This window comes from Aurantibacter aestuarii, assembly GCF_003008425.1.
Taxonomy (GTDB): Bacteria; Bacteroidota; Bacteroidia; order Flavobacteriales; family Flavobacteriaceae; genus Aurantibacter; species Aurantibacter aestuarii.
In genome coordinates this window covers 260,777-279,435 of sequence record NZ_PXOQ01000007.1, presented here as the reverse complement: position 1 = coordinate 279,435, position 18,659 = coordinate 260,777, and the positions used below count along the sequence as shown (strand labels likewise).

The window sequence follows — 18,659 nt, the reverse complement described above, 5'->3', positions numbered from 1 at the left end:
AGTAATATTAAAAAAGCATCAAATTCGATTGGAATTTGATGCTTTTTTGCATTAATACATGTAAATAATTCATTTATTTTAAGTTTTATTCAAATGAACATAAAAATAACAACAGCGTTTTTTTAATTATAAAATGGTTGTATTTTTGCACCCGTTTAACCACGAAAACGTTATAGTTATGAAAAAAAGTTTATTAATAGTATTTTTTACAGTTTTTAGTTTTAATTTATTTTCTCAAGTTGGTATAGGTACAGTTTCTCCAAGTCCTGGGTCAATTTTAGATATTGATTCTTCTGAAAAAGGCTTGTTGATTCCCAGAGTTAATATTTCAGACTTAAATGCTATTGCTCCTGTAACAGGTGGCGCAACAACTGGATTATTAGTTTATAATAACAATACAACTACTGGTGAAGGTTTTTATTATTGGGATAGCTCAAAATGGATTAATTTATCAAGTAAAGACTGGAAGCTTAATGGTAATAGTCTAACAACACCAGGGACAGATTTTTTAGGTACCACAGATAATAAGGATTTGATTATTAAAACCAACAATAGCGAGGTTTTAAATTTCAAGAAAAATGGTCAAATTCAAGCAAAAAATCCAGGAACTGCTTTAGAACCTTTGTTCACATGGTCTGGAGATAATAATACAGGAATGTATCAGATTTCTAGTGATAGACTTGGGTTTTCAGCGGGTGGATTAGAGTTTATGCGTTTATCTGAAGCCACAGCTTCAAATGATCTTGTTATTAATGAGCCTGGAAATATTTTGAATGTAAGAATAGAGTCTAATAACAATACACACACTATGTTTTCAGATGGAACAAATGATGCTGTTATTTTTGGATCAACTGGAACTCTATTTTCCAACGGAACAGTCTTTAGCACAGTAGATGCTTCACCAAACTATAATACAACTATAGATTATGTAGCAGATTTTGATAATGGTTCGTCTAGAGGAACTACTATGGGTTTAGGATCTATAGAGTTTTTAGTAGATGGTGAAGCAGAATTATTTGTTAGTGATAGTTTTTCTCCAAACTTAGATTTAACCTATGACTTAGGTGCTAGTATGTCATGGAGAAATATTTATGCAGGAGATTTTTATACCGTTTCTGATATTACTGCGAAGAAAAATGTAACTAAAATGCCTTATGGATTAAATGAAATTCTTAAACTTAGTACTATTTCTTATCAGTTGATAAATGATCCATTTGGTGTGGATAGAATTGGTTTGGTTGCGCAAGAAGTAAATGAGCTTATAAAAGAAGCTACGCAAACGCACACAATGAAAAAAAATGAAGCTGGTATTTTTGAAGAAGTGAAATTAGATAAAATGAGAGTGTCTTATAATAGCTTAGTGCCTGTTTTAATTCAAGCAACTAAAGAGCAACAGGAATTAATCTCTAAACTTGAAGAAAAAATAGAATCTCAAAATCAATTGCTTATTAGTTTAGAGCAAAGAATTTCAAATTTAGAACAGTAGGGTTTATATTCTACCTATTGCGTAGAACACAAAAAGCATCGTATTTTTTTGGAATGTGATGCTTTTTATGCTAATCTTTAATCTTAAAAGTTGAAATAGTATTTATGGCATAAGGTAAATAGGTTTCAAATTCGCTTTCTAACGCCTTGTAATGAATAATGTAATTTCTGCCTTTATGATTAAATAAAATATCCAGTTTAATATATTTTTTTCCCGATTCAATACCTAAGTTTTTAATTAAATAATATTTACCATATTCTTTATGGTATTCTGAAAAATAAACAGGTTTAAATAAAGATAAGTCTTCCAGAATTGAGATTTGACTCTCTAATGCTTCTTCAATATTTTTACTTTTATAATCTTCTCCATCACTAGAAAGTATATATAATTGCACATTATCGCTCTTAAAGGTCTCAAAATCTGTTTTATAAGGCGTACTAATTAAAAGATAATCGTGATATATGTAGGAGCACCATCCTTTTGGGACCTGTATTTCATAAGACTTCATATAGTTTTTTACAAGACTAGAATCAATACATTTTTTTTGAATTTATACTTTATTTACATCAAGTGCTTTTGACTTTGTTGGAGTAAATGAAGTAGATAAAATTATTAAAAGAAAAAGCGATAATAGTGTGATTGGTAATTTCATAAGCTATTTAAATAATCTCCATTTTTCGTAATAAAAAACTGGCATTCATATTCTGGCAAATCCCTTTTTTAAATTTATAGTCAAAAGACAATTCATCATTTTTTATAAAGGCATCAAAATAGTAATTTTTTACCTGCGGTAATTCGTTTTCAACTTGGCATAAACTTAAATCGTGAGTGGCAATAATACCTGTAGATTTACTTGCTACCAGTTTTTCTACAAATTGTTTAGAACCTTCAGCTTTATCCTTACTATTGGTGCCCTTTAATATTTCATCCAGTATAATAAAATAGTCGTCAGTTTTAACAGCATCAACAATATATTTTAATCGGGTTAATTCACTAAAAAAGTACGAGCTATCTTCGGTTAAATTATCTGTAGTTCTCATACTAGTAATAAGTTTTATAGGTGTGTAGCTGCTTTTAGAAGCACAAACGGGTAAACCCACATTTGCCATAACAATATGTAAAGATACGGTTCTTAAAAAGGTGCTTTTACCAGCCATATTAGCTCCTGTAACAATAAAAAATTCATCTGCATTTATGGTTAAATCGCTCGTCACACGTTTATGTGCTGCAAGTAAAGGATGACCTAAATCTTTTGCTACTATACCACTTTTGGAGCTTGTAATTTCGGGAAAAACAAAACTTTCGTGGTTAAACGTATAAGTTCCAAAACTGTTATAGGCATCAAAAAAATCGACCACTTCAAACCATTTTGAAACGGTTTCTTTATGTGTGCTAATCCATTGTTCTACAGCATAAGCATTTTTTATATCTAACAAAAAGTAACCATTACCAAATATGGCTCCTATTAAGTTGTTTCGATTGTCTAAAGCATCCAGATGTTTCGAAAACTGTTTAAATATTTCTGAGGCTTTTTTAGTAGCGGTGTTAATGTCTTTTTGTTTTTGAACGAGTAATTCACTCGTAAAATTTTCATTTTCAATAGTTTTTAGTAATGAAGCATATTGCCTGAATGTATCTTTTGTTTTTCCTGTTTTTTGGGCTAAATGATTGATGTTTTTTACATAAATACCAGAAACTAGTAAGCCAGCAAATAACCAATACCCTATAATGGCTTTAGGTACTATACCAATTACACTTAGAACAAGAATAGCAAGGGTTATTATTGAAAAGATTATAGCCAAAGCTTTACTAAATTTCGGTAATTTGTTGGTGTAATTTTGAAGCCAATTTGTAATGTCTTCGGTTTTAGTTTCAATTTCAATAAGGCTAGCGGTAGCTTGAAAGTGTTGTCTCCAATCGGTTTTAGTACTTAACTCTTTAATAGCTTCTTGTCTTTCAGTTATATGTTGAATAGAATTGGCTTTTAAAGCTTGAGCTAATAAATGTTGTCCAGATTTTGTAGCTGTTCTATCTATATTTTGAAAAAAGGAACCTTTGCCAAACAAGTCTATATCTAAACTATATTCATGCGTCGCCTCATGATAAGCTTTACCTTCAGGCTTAAATAAATAGTCTCCATTTATTATGCGAAGTTCATCCGTATTAACTTTTAAGAGTGCTTTAGTAAGAGCCTGTTTTTCTTTTAATCTCGTGTATCTTAATAATAAATATAGAAACAGAGCACTGCCAATTATTGCAATACTTGTGGTAAGAATAAGGTTTGAAAATGTATAGTAGATTAATAATAGAGTAAGTATAAATACACCTAATCTCAATACACTAAAAGAAACCAGTTGTTTTTTTAATTTTGAAACTTCTGTTGTGTAAGTTTCTATATGTTTTTGATAATAGTTTTTTAAATCTGTCATTACAAGATTTTTAAAAATTTAAAACATCATACATTTTAAAGACATTTATGATGGTTTGTACGGCGTCTTTGTAAAAAATTGGGTCTATACGCTCAAAATCGTCTGTAGGTTTATGGTAATCTTCATGGTCTGCAACCCCAAAATACACAAAAGGAATTTCAGCCTTATAAAATGCTGCATGATCGCTAGAAAAAGTCCAATTATCACTTTGGTCTAAACCTTCGTGACCAGTTAGCAAATTTACCTTTCCAAAGCTTTTGTTAGCTTCAATAGCTGGTTTTAATAAGGAATGGTATCGTGTTCCCACTGCAAATAATTGGTTAGCCTTGCTTCGGCTTACCATGTCCATATTTAAATTTAGAACAATTTGATTTTTTTCGACAATGCTGTGCTCTATAAAATGATAGCTGCCTTTTAATCCTAATTCTTCAGCATCAAAAGCGGCTAAAATAACTGAATAATTTGGTGGATTCTTTTGTAAATCATCTGCCAATGCGAACAATGCCGAAACGCCTGAAGCATCATCGTCTGCGCCATTATAAATGACTCCATTTTTTACACCTTCATGGTCATAATGCGCAGAAATTACAATGTATTTATTAGGATGCGTTTGCCCTTTTATAAGACCAAGAACATTAATACCATTATAGGTTCTATCCTGAAGATTGAACATAAAGGCTTGTTCATAATTTTCTGTAAGTGGTGCTACATTTAAATCTTTAAAACGATTTACAATATAATTCTTCGCTTTTTCAGCACCTTTTGTTCCGGTTCGTCTACCTTCAAAAGCGTCGGAAGACAAGGTTTTTATATCTATTAAAAGCTGCTCATTATTATAAGTATAGTTATTTGTACTGCTGGATTCAGTAGTTTTTGCATTTTGACTTTTACAACTTATTAATAGTAAAATAATAAGACTTGTATAGAGTATTTTCATAATAGTTAATTTTGAAGTTAAGGTACTAAAAAACCCAAGTGTCTCCACCTGGGTTTTTGTATATAATTAAAATGGTTTTAAAATTAACCTTTTAAGCTTGCTGCTAAATACTCACGATTCATACGTGCAATATTTTCTAATGAAATACCTTTAGGACACTCTACTTCGCAAGCACCAGTATTGGTACAGTTACCAAAACCTTCAGCATCCATTTGGTTTACCATGTTTAATACACGATCTGTAGCTTCAACCTGACCTTGAGGTAATAAAGCAAATTGCGAAACTTTAGCCGAAACAAATAGCATTGCACTAGAGTTTTTACAACTCGCTACACAAGCACCACAACCAATACAAGTTGCCGCATCAAACGCTTTATCTGCATTCGCTTTTTCAATAGGAATAGAGTTGGCGTCCTGAGTATTTCCAGAAGTGTTTACCGAAATAAATCCACCAGCATGTTGTACACGATCGAATGCTGAACGATCTACCACTAAATCTTTAATTACAGGAAATGCTTTAGCTCTAAAAGGTTCGATATAAATGGTTTCTCCATCTTTAAACTTACGCATGTGTAATTGGCAGGTAGTTACTAAACGATCTGGTCCATGAGCTTCACCATTAATATATAAAGAACAAGACCCGCAGATGCCTTCACGACAATCATGATCAAAAGCAACAGGCTCTTCTCCTTTAGTAATTAATTCACTGTTTAAGACGTCTAACATTTCTAAGAAAGACATATCTGGAGAAACATCGGCAATTTGGTAATCTACCATTTTCCCTTTATCGTTAGCGCCTTTTTGACGCCATATTTTTAATGTTAAATTCATAACAATGTTTTTTTAAATTTATTCGCCAATTCGATTAATATCTAAACCAGCTTTTTCAAAATCGATATCTAAACCACCTGTTTTTTTAAGGATGAAGTTAAATAGAGATACCGCAATTAGAGTAAATATGAAGGTAAATACACCATAAATAATTGGAGCAAGAATAACAATAAATATACCGCCTCCAAATATGGCTGCGCCCGCACCCATAGATTCTGTTGCTGCACCTGCACCAAGAGCAGAGAATATCAACATAAATGGTACAAAAACAATAAGCATCACTAAAGCCGTTAAAAAGGCTGCAATAGTTGCATATTTTACAGGATCAATTCGTTTTAATTTTAATCTTAAAGTACTCATAGTGGTTGGGTTTAAATGTTATTTATAAGAACGTTCTTTAACTTCAATATTTTCGTAAACAAGGTCTTCTTTATGTAGAACCGCATCTTTTGGTTCTCCTTTATATTCCCATGCCGAAACAAATTGGAATTCTTTACGACGTTGAGCTTCTCCTTCTTCAGTTTGATATTCTTCTCTAAAGTGTCCACCTGCAGATTCTTCTCTGTAAAGTGCATCTTTAGCAAATAACTCTCCTAACTCTAAGAAATCGGCAACACGACCAGCTTTCGCTAATTCTTCGTTAAATTCATCTTTAGAACCAGGCACACGAACATCTTTCCAGAATTCTGCTCTTAATTCAGAGATTTCAGTAATAGCTTCTTTTAATTCTTTTTCATTACGAGCCATTCCACATTTATTCCACATTATTTTACCTAAACGTTTGTGGAAATAATCTACTGGTTTTGTACCGTTATTATTAATTAAATGGTCAATGTCTGCTTTAACTTTATTTTCAGCTTCATCAAACTCTGGAGAATCTGTTGGGATTGGCCCAGTTCTAATATCGTCTGCTAAATAGTCTCCAATAGTATAAGGTAATACAAAATACCCATCGGCTAAACCTTGCATTAATGCAGAAGCACCAAGTCTGTTTGCTCCGTGGTCTGAGAAATTGGCTTCACCAATTGCGTATAAACCAGGAACTGTTGTTTGTAAGTTGTAATCTACCCAAATACCACCCATAGTATAGTGTACTGCAGGATAAATCATCATTGGAGTTTCGTAAGGGTTTTCGTCTACAATTTTTTCATACATCTGGAATAAATTCCCGTATTTATTTTTAACGACTTCCTTACCTAATTGAGTTACAACCTCTTTATCGTTTTCATTTAAACCTTTAACATGAGCCGCTTCTTTACCGTATCGCTGTATAGCCGATGCGAAATCTAAATAAACCGCTTCTCCGGTAGCATTAACGCCATAACCAGCATCACATCGCTCTTTTGCAGCACGAGAAGCTACATCACGAGGTACTAAGTTACCAAATGCAGGATAACGACGCTCTAAGTAATAATCACGATCTTCCTCTGCAATCTGTGTAGGTTTTAAGGTTTTATTTCTAATAGCCTCAACATCTTCCATTTTTTTAGGCACCCAGATACGACCATCGTTACGTAAAGATTCTGACATTAACGTCAGTTTTGATTGATGATCTCCGGAAACAGGAATACAAGTTGGATGAATTTGTGTATAACAAGGGTTTGCAAAGTAAGCACCACGTTTGTGAGCTTTCCATGCTGCCGTTACGTTAGAACCCATTGCATTTGTAGATAAGAAGAATACGTTACCATATCCACCAGTACCTAAAACTACAGCGTGAGCTGAATGTCTTTCAATTTCGCCGGTTACTAAATTACGGGCAATAATACCACGTGCTTTACCACCAACTTTTACAACGTCTAACATTTCATGACGATTGTACATTTTTATTTTACCACGTCCAATCTGGCGGTTCATGGCAGAATAAGCACCTAATAAAAGTTGCTGTCCTGTTTGACCCTTAGCATAGAATGTACGAGATACTAAAACACCACCAAATGAACGGTTGTCTAATAATCCACCATAGTCACGAGCAAAAGGAACACCTTGAGCCACACATTGGTCAATAATATTTGCAGAAACTTCTGCTAAACGATATACGTTAGCTTCACGAGAACGGTAATCTCCTCCTTTTACAGTATCGTAAAATAATCTGTAGGTAGAATCCCCATCACCTTGATAGTTTTTTGCTGCATTAATTCCTCCTTGTGCTGCAATGGAGTGCGCACGTCTTGGAGAATCTTGAAAACAAAATGCTTTTACGTTATAACCTAATTCGGCTAAAGTTGCAGCAGCAGACCCACCAGCTAAACCAGTTCCAACAACAATAACATCTATTAGACGTTTGTTGGCTGGATTAACTAAGTTAATTTCATTTTTATAATTTGTCCATTTATCTGCTAATGGACCTTTTGGTATTTTAGAATCTAAAGCCATAGTAAACTATATTTTAGTGGTTTAAGAAATGATAAATAGCAATAAAAATAAATCCAGCTGGAATACCAATTGCATATATTTTACTAAATGTCATTAAACCTTTGGTGTATTTGTTGTTTGCTCCAACCGACTGGAATGCCGAGTTAAAACCGTGTAATAAGTGTAATGCTAAAAATACGAACGCTATAACATAAGCAACAACTCTAATTGGGTTTTCAAATTTATGAACTAACTCTTCATAATATCTAAAACCACTGTCTGCATTTTCAGGATTTACCAAACCAGACATATCTCCAGCTATAAATTTAGTATTGATTTCTGGAATCCAAAAATCAATAAAGTGTAATATGATAAAAGCTAAAATAGCTAATCCACTCCAAATCATATTACGGCTCATCCAAGATGAATTTGCACCTCCATTATTTTTAGCGTAGCTAATTTGACGTGCTTTATTATTTCTTATTTCTAAGATGAAACCCATCACAAAGTGGAAAATTACACCGAAAATTAACACCGGTTGTAATAGATATTGAATAACCCAAAACGTACCCATAAAATGAGACACTTCGTTAAAAGTATCTGGGCTAAATACCGATAAAATGTTAATAGAAAAATGTTGAAGTAAGAAAACCATTAGAAAGAATGCTGAAAGTGCCATAGCAAACTTTCTTCCAATTGAAGAATTTAAAATTCCGCTCATTATTTTATAGTTAATTGTTTGTACAACAAAGATAAGGTGTAACCCCAACTATAGCAAATATTAAACTCTAATTTCAGTCTTATTTAGAATGTGTATAATTAGCTGTTTAACCTCTAATTATGAATAAATTCAAACGTTTTCGATAATAAAAGTCAAACAAAGCTTTAAAAACAAGTATTAATGTAGGTTTTAAGCCCTAATTTTAATTTATAGAGACCTAACTATAAACAAGTTAAGCTTAAACAAATAGGATGTTATTTGATATCGAAAGACTCTGTTTGGGACTTAATTTTTACTTTATAATTTCCTTTTGGTAAATAGTATTTTCCGTTTTTAGCTTTAGAAATTTTAAGATTTTCGTTTTCTTTTTTAAGTTGATTTACTCCTTTTTCGTTTAAAGTCACATCATAGTCTAACCTATTAAATCCTTTTTCGGCTTTAAAAGATATTTGGCGAATGACTTTACCTGAATTTGATAAAACTTCAATTTGTAATTGCTCTGCTGTATTGGTGTAAAATGAGATATGAAGTTCTGGTTCATAAGGTGTTAACCATTTACTCCAAGAGCTTCCCCAATTCCCCGAATAATTAATAGATTCAATATTAAATATCGAAACGTCTTTATTAAAAAAATCGGCATCACTATGTTTAAAAGCACTCACATTAGTTTTGTAAAGACTTCTACCGTGTGTACCTAAAATAAGATCTCCAGAAGCTTTTTGAAGGACTAAATCATGTACAGCAACTGCAGGTATTTTGTTGAAAACCTCCCAATTTTTTCCTTGATTAAAACTTACATAAGCGGCATTATCAGTACCTAGATACAGCACATTTTCATTCTCTAAATCTTCTTTAATAACATTTACAGGCGCATTGAAAACACCAGTATTTATAGGTTTCCAGGTAGTGCCATAATCTTCAGACTTATAAACATAGGCTTTAAAATCATCATTTCTGTAACCATTTAAAGTGGCGTAAACACGTTCTTTTTTATGTTGCGAAGCAATAACGCGAGATACCCACAAATTTTGAGGTAAATTATTAGAAATAACAGACCAATTTGCTCCAGAATTTTTAGTTAACTGAATTAAACCATCATCCGATCCTGTATAAATTAAACCAAACTCAAAAGGCGACTCGCTAATAGTTGTAAGGGTTCCAAAAGCAACATTTCCTTTTTTGCCTCCATGCGTTAAATCTCCCGAAATAGCATGCCAGTCGTTACCTTGGTTTAAAGAACGCATCAATTTATTGCCACCTAAATATAAAATATCCTGATTGTGAGGTGATAATAAAATAGGTGTTTGCCAATTAAATCGGTAAGGATTTTCGCCTAATTCGTGTTTAGGTTGAATGTATTTTTGTTCCTCTGTTTCACGATTTATACGGTAATAATTTCCAAATTGATAACCGGTGTAAACAATATTAGAATTTCTATTGTCTATCTGGATTTGCATCCCGTCACCACCCATAATACTTTCAAAAGGATTTTGTCCAGACTGTTGCCAGCCTTTATCCATTTTTGCGTTATGGGCTCCAACCCAAACCCCATTATCCTGTAAGCCACCGTAAACATTATAAGGCGTTTCATTATCTACATTTACGGTGTAGAATTGCCCAACCGCATTAACATTTAATTTCTCCCAAGTTTCTCCATCGTCATAACTCATGTTTAATCCGCCATCATTCCCATTTATTAAATGACCTGATTTATTTGGATTTACCCATAAAGCCTGATGATCTGCATGAACATTTTCACGACTTATAGACTCAAACGTTTGTCCTCCATTTTTAGATTTTAAAATAGGAACTCCCATAACGTAAATGTTATTTTCATTTTGAAGATCGACTCTTACTTCACCAAAATAGTATCCATAGCTATAAAATAAATCGTCTAAATAGTCGTCATGAGTTTTTTGCCAAGTATTCCCGCCATTAGTGGTTTTAAAAACCTCTGCACCAATTACTGGAGTGTCAAACAACATAGAATTAGCATCTTCAAGATAGCGCGCTAAATCTATAGGTTTAACATTACCACTTCTTACCATTTGTTTTACGTTTTCTGCACGATATTTCTCTTGAAAACCATTTGTTTTTAAAAATCCATTCAAATCTTTATCGCTTAGTTTTAAAAAGGCAGATTCTGTCATGGTTTTAAAATCGTCTTTCTGTAAACCAGATGTAATTTCTTTTTTAGTTTCTTCTGTTCTTCTGTCTTGATTGTCATGTAAAGCGTAAACGGTAGATTCGTTAAAAACGGCTAATCCAATACGTCCAACACCATCTCCTTTTGGAAAATTACTTTTTTGGGTTGAAATTAATTCCCAGTTCTGTCCGGCATCTGTACTTTTATATATACCTGAACCTGTTCCGTTTCCATTAAAATTCCACGCTTTACGATCTTTAGTCCAAGATGAAGCGTACATAATGTTGAAATTTTTTGGTGCGTGTTGCACATCGATAATTCCAGACAAATCGTTTATAAATAGAGTGTTTTGCCATGTTTTTCCTCCATCTGTGGTTTTGTAAATTCCCCTTTCATTATTAGGTGTATATAAATGTCCTAAAACGCCTACCACCACTTCGTTTACATTGTCTGGGTTTATTAATACGCGACCAATATGGTGTGAATCTGGTAATCCTAAATGCTCCCAGTTTTCTCCGTTATCTGTTGATTTTAAAATCCCTATACCAGCATAACTGGAGCGTGAACTGTTATTTTCTCCTGTGCCTACATAAATTGTTCTGCTTGCCCAATGAACTGCAATATCACCAATATTTTGTGTAGGAAAATGATCTAAAATTGGCTTAAAACTGCTGCCATTATTTGTGGTGTGCCAAACACCTCCTGAAGCATAAGCCACATAAAATTCGGTTGGATTTTCTGGGTTAACGTCTACATCTACCACACGACCACTCATTACCGTTGGTCCAATAGACTCAAAACTTATATTTTTAACTAAGGACTGGTTTTTTAAGACATTAAGTTGCATAGCATCTTCTTGTGCTTCAGCGATAGTTAGAATGCTAAAAAACAGCATAAGTCCGTATAGATTTTTCATAAAGAGGTTGAATTTTGAAAGGAATTGCGAAAAATTTCAGCTTAAAAATAAAAAAGAAATACTAGTTAAAGCTTAAAAACTTAAAAAACCATACTTAATTTAATTAAACGTACTTTTGCAGATTATTATAGAAGCTTTACAATAAGTTTCTGAAACACGATTTATGACATTTGAAGATTTAGGTCTTTCAGAAGATATTCTGAAAGCTGTAAGAGAGAAAGGTTACACAACACCTTCGCCCATACAAGAAAAAGCAATTCCACATATTCTTAACGGTAAAGATATATTAGCTTCGGCACAAACAGGTACCGGTAAAACAGCAGGTTTTACGTTGCCAATGCTACACGATTTAGCAGCAACAAAAAAAGAAGGAAAGCGACCAATACGTGCTTTAATTTTAACGCCAACACGAGAACTAGCGGCGCAAGTTTATGAAAACGTTAGAGAATACAGTGTTCACTTAGATATAAAAAGTGCTGTAATTTTTGGTGGGGTAAAAGCAAAAGCACAAATAACTACGCTTAGACGTGGTGTAGATGTTTTAGTGGCAACACCAGGACGTTTATTAGATTTAGAAAACCAAGGCGCTTTATCATTAAAACGCGTTAAAATTTTTGTTTTAGATGAAGCCGACCGTATGCTAGATATGGGGTTTTTGCGTGATATTAAAAAAGTAATTTCTTTAATTCCTGAAGAACGCCAAAATTTAATGTTTTCGGCAACATTTTCTAAGGATATTAAAGCATTGGCGCATACCATTTTAAAAAACCCAGTTTCGGTTGAAGCAACGCCAGAAAACACAGCAACAGAAACCATTACTCAAAAAGCATATAACGTAGATAAAGGTAAAAAGACTGAAGTTGTGACTAATTTAATTAAAGAAGGCAACTGGAGTCAGGTTTTAATTTTTACACGCACCAAACATGGCGCCAATAAATTAACACAGAAATTAGAGAAATCTAAAATTACGGCTGCTGCAATACACGGAAATAAAAGTCAGGGTGCAAGAACTAAAGCCTTAGCTTATTTTAAAGAAAATAAGATTAGAGTTTTAGTGGCAACAGATATTGCTGCTCGAGGACTTGATATTCCTTTATTACCACATGTTATTAATTTTGAATTACCTAACGTACCAGAAGATTATGTACATAGAATTGGTCGTACCGGTAGAGCAGGAGCGGTAGGAGAAGCTATTTCTCTAGTTTGTAGTGAGGAATTAGATTATTTAAAAGCAATTGAAAAGGTTTTAAACGAGCGCATAGAAATGGAAATTATTGAAGGTTATGAACCTACAGATGCCGCTCCACCAAAAGCCGCTTCCACACAAAAAAAGAAAAAGGGTTCCGGAGGAAATTCTAGAAGTCAAAATAGTAACGGCAAACCAAAACGACAAAGACCAAGTAACAACAGTCAGAGAAGAGATAATCCTAGAAAACGTAGAGACTAGCTTATAATTCGTTATTTAATAACATAATTATTACCTTTGGTTTTATAGAAAAATATTAAGATGAAATACGACAAAATAGACTCGAAATTATTTATAAAAAACCGTAAAAACTTTGCGGCTAAAATGAAACCAAAAGGAATTGCTTTTTTTAATTCTAACGATATTTATCCGGTTGGTGCAGATAGTACGATGCCTTTTAACCAGCATAGAGATATCTTTTATTTAAGTGGTGTCGACCAAGAAGAAAGTATTTTAGTGCTTTTTCCAGATTGCCCAAATCCTAAAAATCGTGAGGTTTTATTTTTAAAAGAAACCAATGAACATATTGCGGTTTGGGAAGGCGAAAAATTAACTAAGGAAGCCGCATTTGAAACCAGTGGTATTAAAACCGTTTACTGGTTAAAAGATTTGGAGAAAGTGTTGTTTGAAATGATGACGCAAGCCGAAACTATTTATATAAACACCAACGAGCATTATAGAGCAAATGTTGAAACTGAAACTCGTGAAGATCGTTTTACCAAATGGATTAAAGATAAATATCCTGCACATAGTGTGGCAAAATCTAATCCAATTTTACAACGATTACGTTCGGTAAAAGATCAAATAGAAATAGATTTAATGCAAACTGCGTGTTCTATTACTGAAAAAGCTTTTAAACGTATATTGAAGTTTACAAAACCTGGCGTTTTTGAATATAATCTGGAAGCCGAGTTTATGCACGAGTTTTTAAATAACCGTTCAGACGGATTTGCATACACACCAATTATAGCATCAGGAAATAATGCTAACGTATTACATTATATAGAGAATAACCAAGAATGTAAAGCGGGCGATTTAATATTAATTGATGCTGGAGCCACTTATAGTAATTATGCAAGTGATATGACCAGAACCATTCCGGTTTCTGGACGTTTTAATGATAGACAAAAAGCGGTGTATAACGCTGTAAATCGTGTAAAAAAGGATGCGACCAAAATGTTAGTTCCTGGAACCATTTGGGCAGATTACCATGTTGAGGTTGGTAAATTAATGACTAGTGAGCTTTTAGGCTTAGGTTTGTTAGATAAAGCTGATGTACAGAATGAAAATCCAGACTGGCCAGCTTACAAAAAATACTTTATGCATGGAACGTCTCACCATATTGGTTTAGACACGCATGATTATGGTATTTTAACAGAGCCTATGCAGGAAAACAACGTGTTTACGGTGGAACCAGGAATTTATATTCCAGATGAAGGATTTGGTATTCGATTAGAAGATGATTTGGTCATTCAAAAAACTGGAGAACCTTTTAACCTAATGCGTAATATTCCAATTGAAATTGAAGAAATTGAAGATATTATGAATAGTTAATATTTTAAATATACATTTTACAAAATCCGCTAATGAGTTAGCGGATTTTTTTTTTGACCTAACATGAATTGGGTATATTTAGATATAACTACATATTTCGAATAATGTTAAATAGTATTAATATCACGTTAAACTTGTTTTAAACGTCCTAAGTGCCTGGATAATTAGACTTATATTATTTAAACGAACTAAATATTAATATTAAAAATCTAAACCTATGAAAATTCAAGCTTATTTATCTTTTAACGGAAACTGTCACGATGCATTAAATTTCTATAGCGATTTATTTGATGCAAAAATTGTGAATAAACAGACTTATGAAGACGCCAAAATAGACATTCCAGCATCATTTAAAACTAAATTACAACATGCGGAATTAAAAGGAAACAATATTCATTTTATGGCTTATGATGCCTCTCCAGATACACCGCTTAATGTAGGGAACCAAATGCATATGAGTATTGATGCAGCAAGTGAAAGTGAAGGTAAAGAGTTGTTTCATAAATTATCTAACAACGGTAAAGTCCATCATGATTATCAAGAACGAGAATGGGGATATTATGGAAGATGTACCGATAAATATGGAACAAATTGGATGATTAACTACAATAAGTAATTCATCATTTAATAAATTTCTTAAAAAAAAGACGAACTATTAGTTCGTCTTTTTTTTGAATTTTACCATTCAAAATACTTCTGCGGGTTCAAACACATAACGATTTAATTTTCTGAGCGTTTCTAGCTTGTCATTAGTATTTATTAATAATGAAATATTATTATTGCTACCGCCATAAGATATCATTCTTACGTTAACATCTTGTAAGATTTGAAATAGATTAGGCGTTTCATGATGGTTTACAATATTATGGCCTACTAAACATACTATACTGCGATTGGTTTCAATTTCTATAGCTGCAATTTTTTCTAATTCATGGCAAATACTTTCTAAATGAGTAGGGTTGTCTATGGTAAGCGACACAGCTATTTCCGATGTTGTAATCATGTCAATAGGTGTTTGGTAATAATCAAAAATATCAAACACTTTTTTTAAAAAACCATGAGCCAGTAACATTCTTGCCGACTTAATTTTTATAGCCGTAATACCATCTTTTGCAGCAATTGCTTTAATACCTTCGCCATGTATGGAGCTGTCTATAAGTGTACCAGGTGCTTCGGGTTGCATCGTGTTTTTTAGTCGTACAGGGATATTTTTATTGCGAACAGGAATTACGGTTTGTGGATGTAATATTTTTGCACCAAAGTAAGCGAGTTCCGCAGCCTCTTCAAAAGATAAATGGGAAATGGTATGTGTATTGGCTACAAACCTTGGGTCGTTATTATGAAAGCCATCAATATCAGTCCAAATTTGAACTTCTTCAACATCTAAAGCAGCTCCAATAATAGTAGCGGTATAATCGCTGCCACCACGCTGTAAGTTTGAAATTTCTCCCATATAATCTCGTGTAATAAAACCTTGAGTTATATAAATTTCCACTTCATTTTTAGAGTCTAAAATTTGTGAAAGATTTTTCTTAATATAAAAATTATCAGGCTCACCAAAGTGATCTAATCGCATAAAATCTAATGCTGGTAATAGCGCGGCGTTAATTTGATGTTCTTTTAAAAAGTAATAAAATAAATGTGTAGACAAAAGTTCTCCTTGTGCTAAAACTTGATATTCGGTATGATTAGAAGTAGGTTTAGTAGCAAGGCTTTGCAGCTGCATTATCACCTTCGTAATGTAATTAATAGCTAGTTCTTTATATTCGGCTTTTTGGTATAACTGTTCTGTAACCTTAAGATAATTATCGCTTAGGCTTGAAATAATAGATTCCGCAACTGCTATTTCATTGTTTTTAATTGCGGTATTAACAGCTACTAGAGTATTTGTAGTGCCAGACATAGCAGATAGCACAACTATTTTTTTTTCGCTAGTGTTTATAATATCTTTTACTAAAGACATATTCTTTACAGACCCAACCGATGTTCCACCAAATTTTAAAATTTTCATTGAAGTATTTTTTTGATTGTAAAATTAACGGCATAATTAGAGTCGTAATAATAAATTCTAAATTTATACTATATTTGCACAAAATGTTAACTATATAACAAAATGAAAACGATTACTTTTTGTGTAGAAGAATTATTAAAACAACAACCTTTTCTTGAAGAAGCACTTTCGAGAGGAATTATAAATTACTCTGCATTAGCTGAAGAATTGATTCCTGAAATTGGTAAGCGTGTAGGTAAGCCAGTAAAAAGTGGTGCTATTATGATGGCTCTTAGACGTTATAGTATTCCTCAAGCTATTACTAATACAAACAAATTGAAGCAGATAATTATGCAGTTAGGTGATATTACTGTGCGCTCAAATTTAACAGATTTTACCTATAAAAATTCTTCAACTTTAATAGATAGTCATGCTAAAATTTTAAATCTCATCAATAAAAAAACAAATATATTTTATGCTTTTACACGTGGTATTCATGAGAGTAATTTAATTATTACTACTCAGGAAAAGGAAAATGTAATTAGCAGTTTTAAAGGGGAAATTTTATTAGAGAGTTTAGATAAACTTTCGGCTATTAGCATTCAACTCCCTGAAAATAATACCCGAATGACAGGTTTGTATTATCATATATTTAAACTTTTAGCTTGGGAAGGTATTTCCATTTATGAAATGGTATCAACTACAAACGAGTTTACTTTACTTTTTGAGGATATGTATATTGATAAAGCTTTTAAGATTATTTCGCGTTTGAAAGAAATTTAAAATAAACATAAGCAACAATATAGCTTGCTAAACTTGGCATAACCCAACCGAAACTTTGTTTAGAAAAGGGTATAAAATTTAATAAACCTAATACAACCTTATTCTCGGGAAAAACGACATGTAATACATCTGGTAAACTAAAAAGGATTGTAGTATAGACGACCACTTTAAATAACTTAGGGTTGGTGAATTTAGAAGGTATGGCATTTAAAATAATCAAAACAATAGTAACTGGATAGATAATTAATAGGATAGGAATTGCAATGTCAATAATAAAAGCCACATTAAACTGTCCAACTAATACACCAAAAAAACATCCAATAATTGCTGTAATTTGATATGCTTTTTGAGATTGATTAAAGACACCTTTAAAATAATCTGCTGTTCCGGTAATAATACCTACCGCTGTAGTAAAACAAGCTAATGCGACTAATACACTTAAAAAAACAGCACCTGTTTGCCCTAAGGTTAATATACTTAATTGATTTAATAAGGCAGTACGAGTAATGTCTCCGCTAAATTCTGCGCCAAATGCAGCGCCATTAAAAAGTAAACCAGTATATATAATTAGGAGACCAAAACCCGCTAAAAGTCCAGATTTTATTATTAACTGTTTTATATTTTCAAAAGTATGAAACCCTTTGATTTTTAGTGAAATAACTATAACGCCTCCAATAACCGCCCCGCCAATAGCATCAAAAGTTTGATAGCCTTCCAAAACACCTGAAGAAAAAGGACTCAAATAGTCTGTTGCTTGTATAATGTCAGGACTGGTAAAACAGCCAATAAAAATTATTGCCAATAAAATCAAAACAATAAGTGGTGTTAAGAATTTTCCTAGAAGTTGTGTGACCTTACTTCGATTTAAAACAAACAGCAATACTAGTCCAAAATATATTCCACTTGTAAGTAATGAGTTGCTATTAAAAAAAGGCTCTATAGCCATTTCATGCGTTACACTTGCGGTTCTTGGCGCCGGTAGCAGAATACATATAACATAAATGATAAAGCAATATACAGAGGCAAATACAGGAGAAATAGGCTTAGCAAAATCATATAAAGTACCTTGTAATTTAGCATGAGCAATTATCGCTAAAATAGGAATAATAACTGCGGTAATAGCAAAACCTAAAGTTACCAACCACCAATTATCGCCAGATTGTACACCTAAAAATGGCGGTAGAATTAAATTTCCTGCTCCAAAAAACATAGAAAATAAAGCAAAACCGGTAATTAAAATTTCTTTAGATTTATTCATTTTATGAA

At 32.7% G+C, this 18,659-nt stretch carries 15 protein-coding genes; 5 read left to right on the top strand and 10 right to left on the bottom strand.

Features of this window, described 5'->3' with window-relative positions:
• Positions 1-178: 178 nt before the first annotated feature.
• Positions 179-1,486, top strand: coding sequence for a tail fiber domain-containing protein (locus tag C7H52_RS02465; RefSeq protein ID WP_181256200.1), 1,308 nt, complete (start codon positions 179-181; stop codon positions 1,484-1,486).
• 70 nt (positions 1,487-1,556) lie between these two features.
• Here the strand turns inward: C7H52_RS02465 and C7H52_RS02460 are convergent, their stop codons facing one another.
• From C7H52_RS02460 to C7H52_RS02425, 8 genes are all read right to left on the bottom strand, one after another.
• On the bottom strand, positions 1,557-1,994 hold the full coding sequence (locus C7H52_RS02460) for a hypothetical protein (RefSeq protein WP_106462301.1): 438 nt from the start codon (positions 1,992-1,994) through the stop codon (positions 1,557-1,559).
• A 151-nt stretch (positions 1,995-2,145) separates the two neighbouring features.
• On the bottom strand, positions 2,146-3,915 hold the full coding sequence (locus C7H52_RS02455; RefSeq protein ID WP_106462300.1) for a MutS-related protein: 1,770 nt from the start codon (positions 3,913-3,915) through the stop codon (positions 2,146-2,148).
• Positions 3,916-3,925: 10 nt separating this feature from the next.
• On the bottom strand, positions 3,926-4,852 hold the full coding sequence (locus C7H52_RS02450; protein ID WP_106462299.1) for a M28 family peptidase: 927 nt from the start codon (positions 4,850-4,852) through the stop codon (positions 3,926-3,928).
• 83 nt (positions 4,853-4,935) lie between these two features.
• Positions 4,936-5,682 (bottom strand): succinate dehydrogenase/fumarate reductase iron-sulfur subunit, encoded by a 747-nt coding sequence (locus C7H52_RS02445; RefSeq protein WP_106462298.1) that lies wholly within the window; start codon positions 5,680-5,682, stop codon positions 4,936-4,938.
• An 18-nt stretch (positions 5,683-5,700) separates the two neighbouring features.
• Positions 5,701-6,042, bottom strand: coding sequence for a hypothetical protein (locus C7H52_RS02440; protein ID WP_106462297.1), 342 nt, complete (start codon positions 6,040-6,042; stop codon positions 5,701-5,703).
• A gap of 18 nt (positions 6,043-6,060) precedes the next feature.
• On the bottom strand, positions 6,061-8,058 hold the full coding sequence (locus C7H52_RS02435; RefSeq protein ID WP_106462296.1) for a fumarate reductase/succinate dehydrogenase flavoprotein subunit: 1,998 nt from the start codon (positions 8,056-8,058) through the stop codon (positions 6,061-6,063).
• A 13-nt stretch (positions 8,059-8,071) separates the two neighbouring features.
• Positions 8,072-8,758: a succinate dehydrogenase cytochrome b subunit gene (locus tag C7H52_RS02430; protein ID WP_106462295.1), complete on the bottom strand. Its 687-nt coding sequence runs from the start codon at positions 8,756-8,758 to the stop codon at positions 8,072-8,074.
• 254 nt (positions 8,759-9,012) lie between these two features.
• Positions 9,013-11,820 (bottom strand): WD40/YVTN/BNR-like repeat-containing protein, encoded by a 2,808-nt coding sequence (locus C7H52_RS02425; protein WP_106462294.1) that lies wholly within the window; start codon positions 11,818-11,820, stop codon positions 9,013-9,015.
• Between the two features lie 163 nt (positions 11,821-11,983).
• Between C7H52_RS02425 and C7H52_RS02420 the strand changes: the two genes are divergently transcribed.
• The 3 genes from C7H52_RS02420 (at position 11,984) to C7H52_RS02410 (ending at position 15,236) form a co-directional block, all read left to right on the top strand.
• A complete protein-coding gene (locus C7H52_RS02420; RefSeq protein WP_106462293.1) occupies positions 11,984-13,267 on the top strand; it encodes a DEAD/DEAH box helicase in 1,284 nt (427 codons plus the stop codon).
• A 60-nt stretch (positions 13,268-13,327) separates the two neighbouring features.
• Positions 13,328-14,620 (top strand): aminopeptidase P family protein, encoded by a 1,293-nt coding sequence (locus C7H52_RS02415; RefSeq protein ID WP_106462292.1) that lies wholly within the window; start codon positions 13,328-13,330, stop codon positions 14,618-14,620.
• A 217-nt stretch (positions 14,621-14,837) separates the two neighbouring features.
• Positions 14,838-15,236, top strand: coding sequence for a VOC family protein (locus C7H52_RS02410; protein ID WP_106462291.1), 399 nt, complete (start codon positions 14,838-14,840; stop codon positions 15,234-15,236).
• 69 nt (positions 15,237-15,305) lie between these two features.
• On the opposite strand, the gene C7H52_RS02405 is transcribed toward C7H52_RS02410, so the two are convergent.
• Positions 15,306-16,631 carry an aspartate kinase gene (locus tag C7H52_RS02405; RefSeq protein ID WP_106462290.1) on the bottom strand — a complete coding sequence of 442 codons (1,326 nt, stop codon included), beginning with the start codon at positions 16,629-16,631 and terminating at the stop codon, positions 15,306-15,308.
• Between the two features lie 102 nt (positions 16,632-16,733).
• Here C7H52_RS02405 and C7H52_RS02400 point away from each other — a divergent pair, with 102 nt between their 5' ends.
• A complete protein-coding gene (locus C7H52_RS02400) occupies positions 16,734-17,393 on the top strand; it encodes a hypothetical protein (RefSeq protein WP_106462289.1) in 660 nt (219 codons plus the stop codon).
• On the opposite strand, the gene brnQ is transcribed toward C7H52_RS02400, so the two are convergent.
• Entirely contained in the window at positions 17,368-18,651 is a 1,284-nt protein-coding gene (gene brnQ / locus C7H52_RS02395) for a branched-chain amino acid transport system II carrier protein (RefSeq protein WP_106462288.1), read from the bottom strand. The genes C7H52_RS02400 and brnQ overlap by 26 nt on opposite strands.
• Positions 18,652-18,659: the final 8 nt, after the last annotated feature.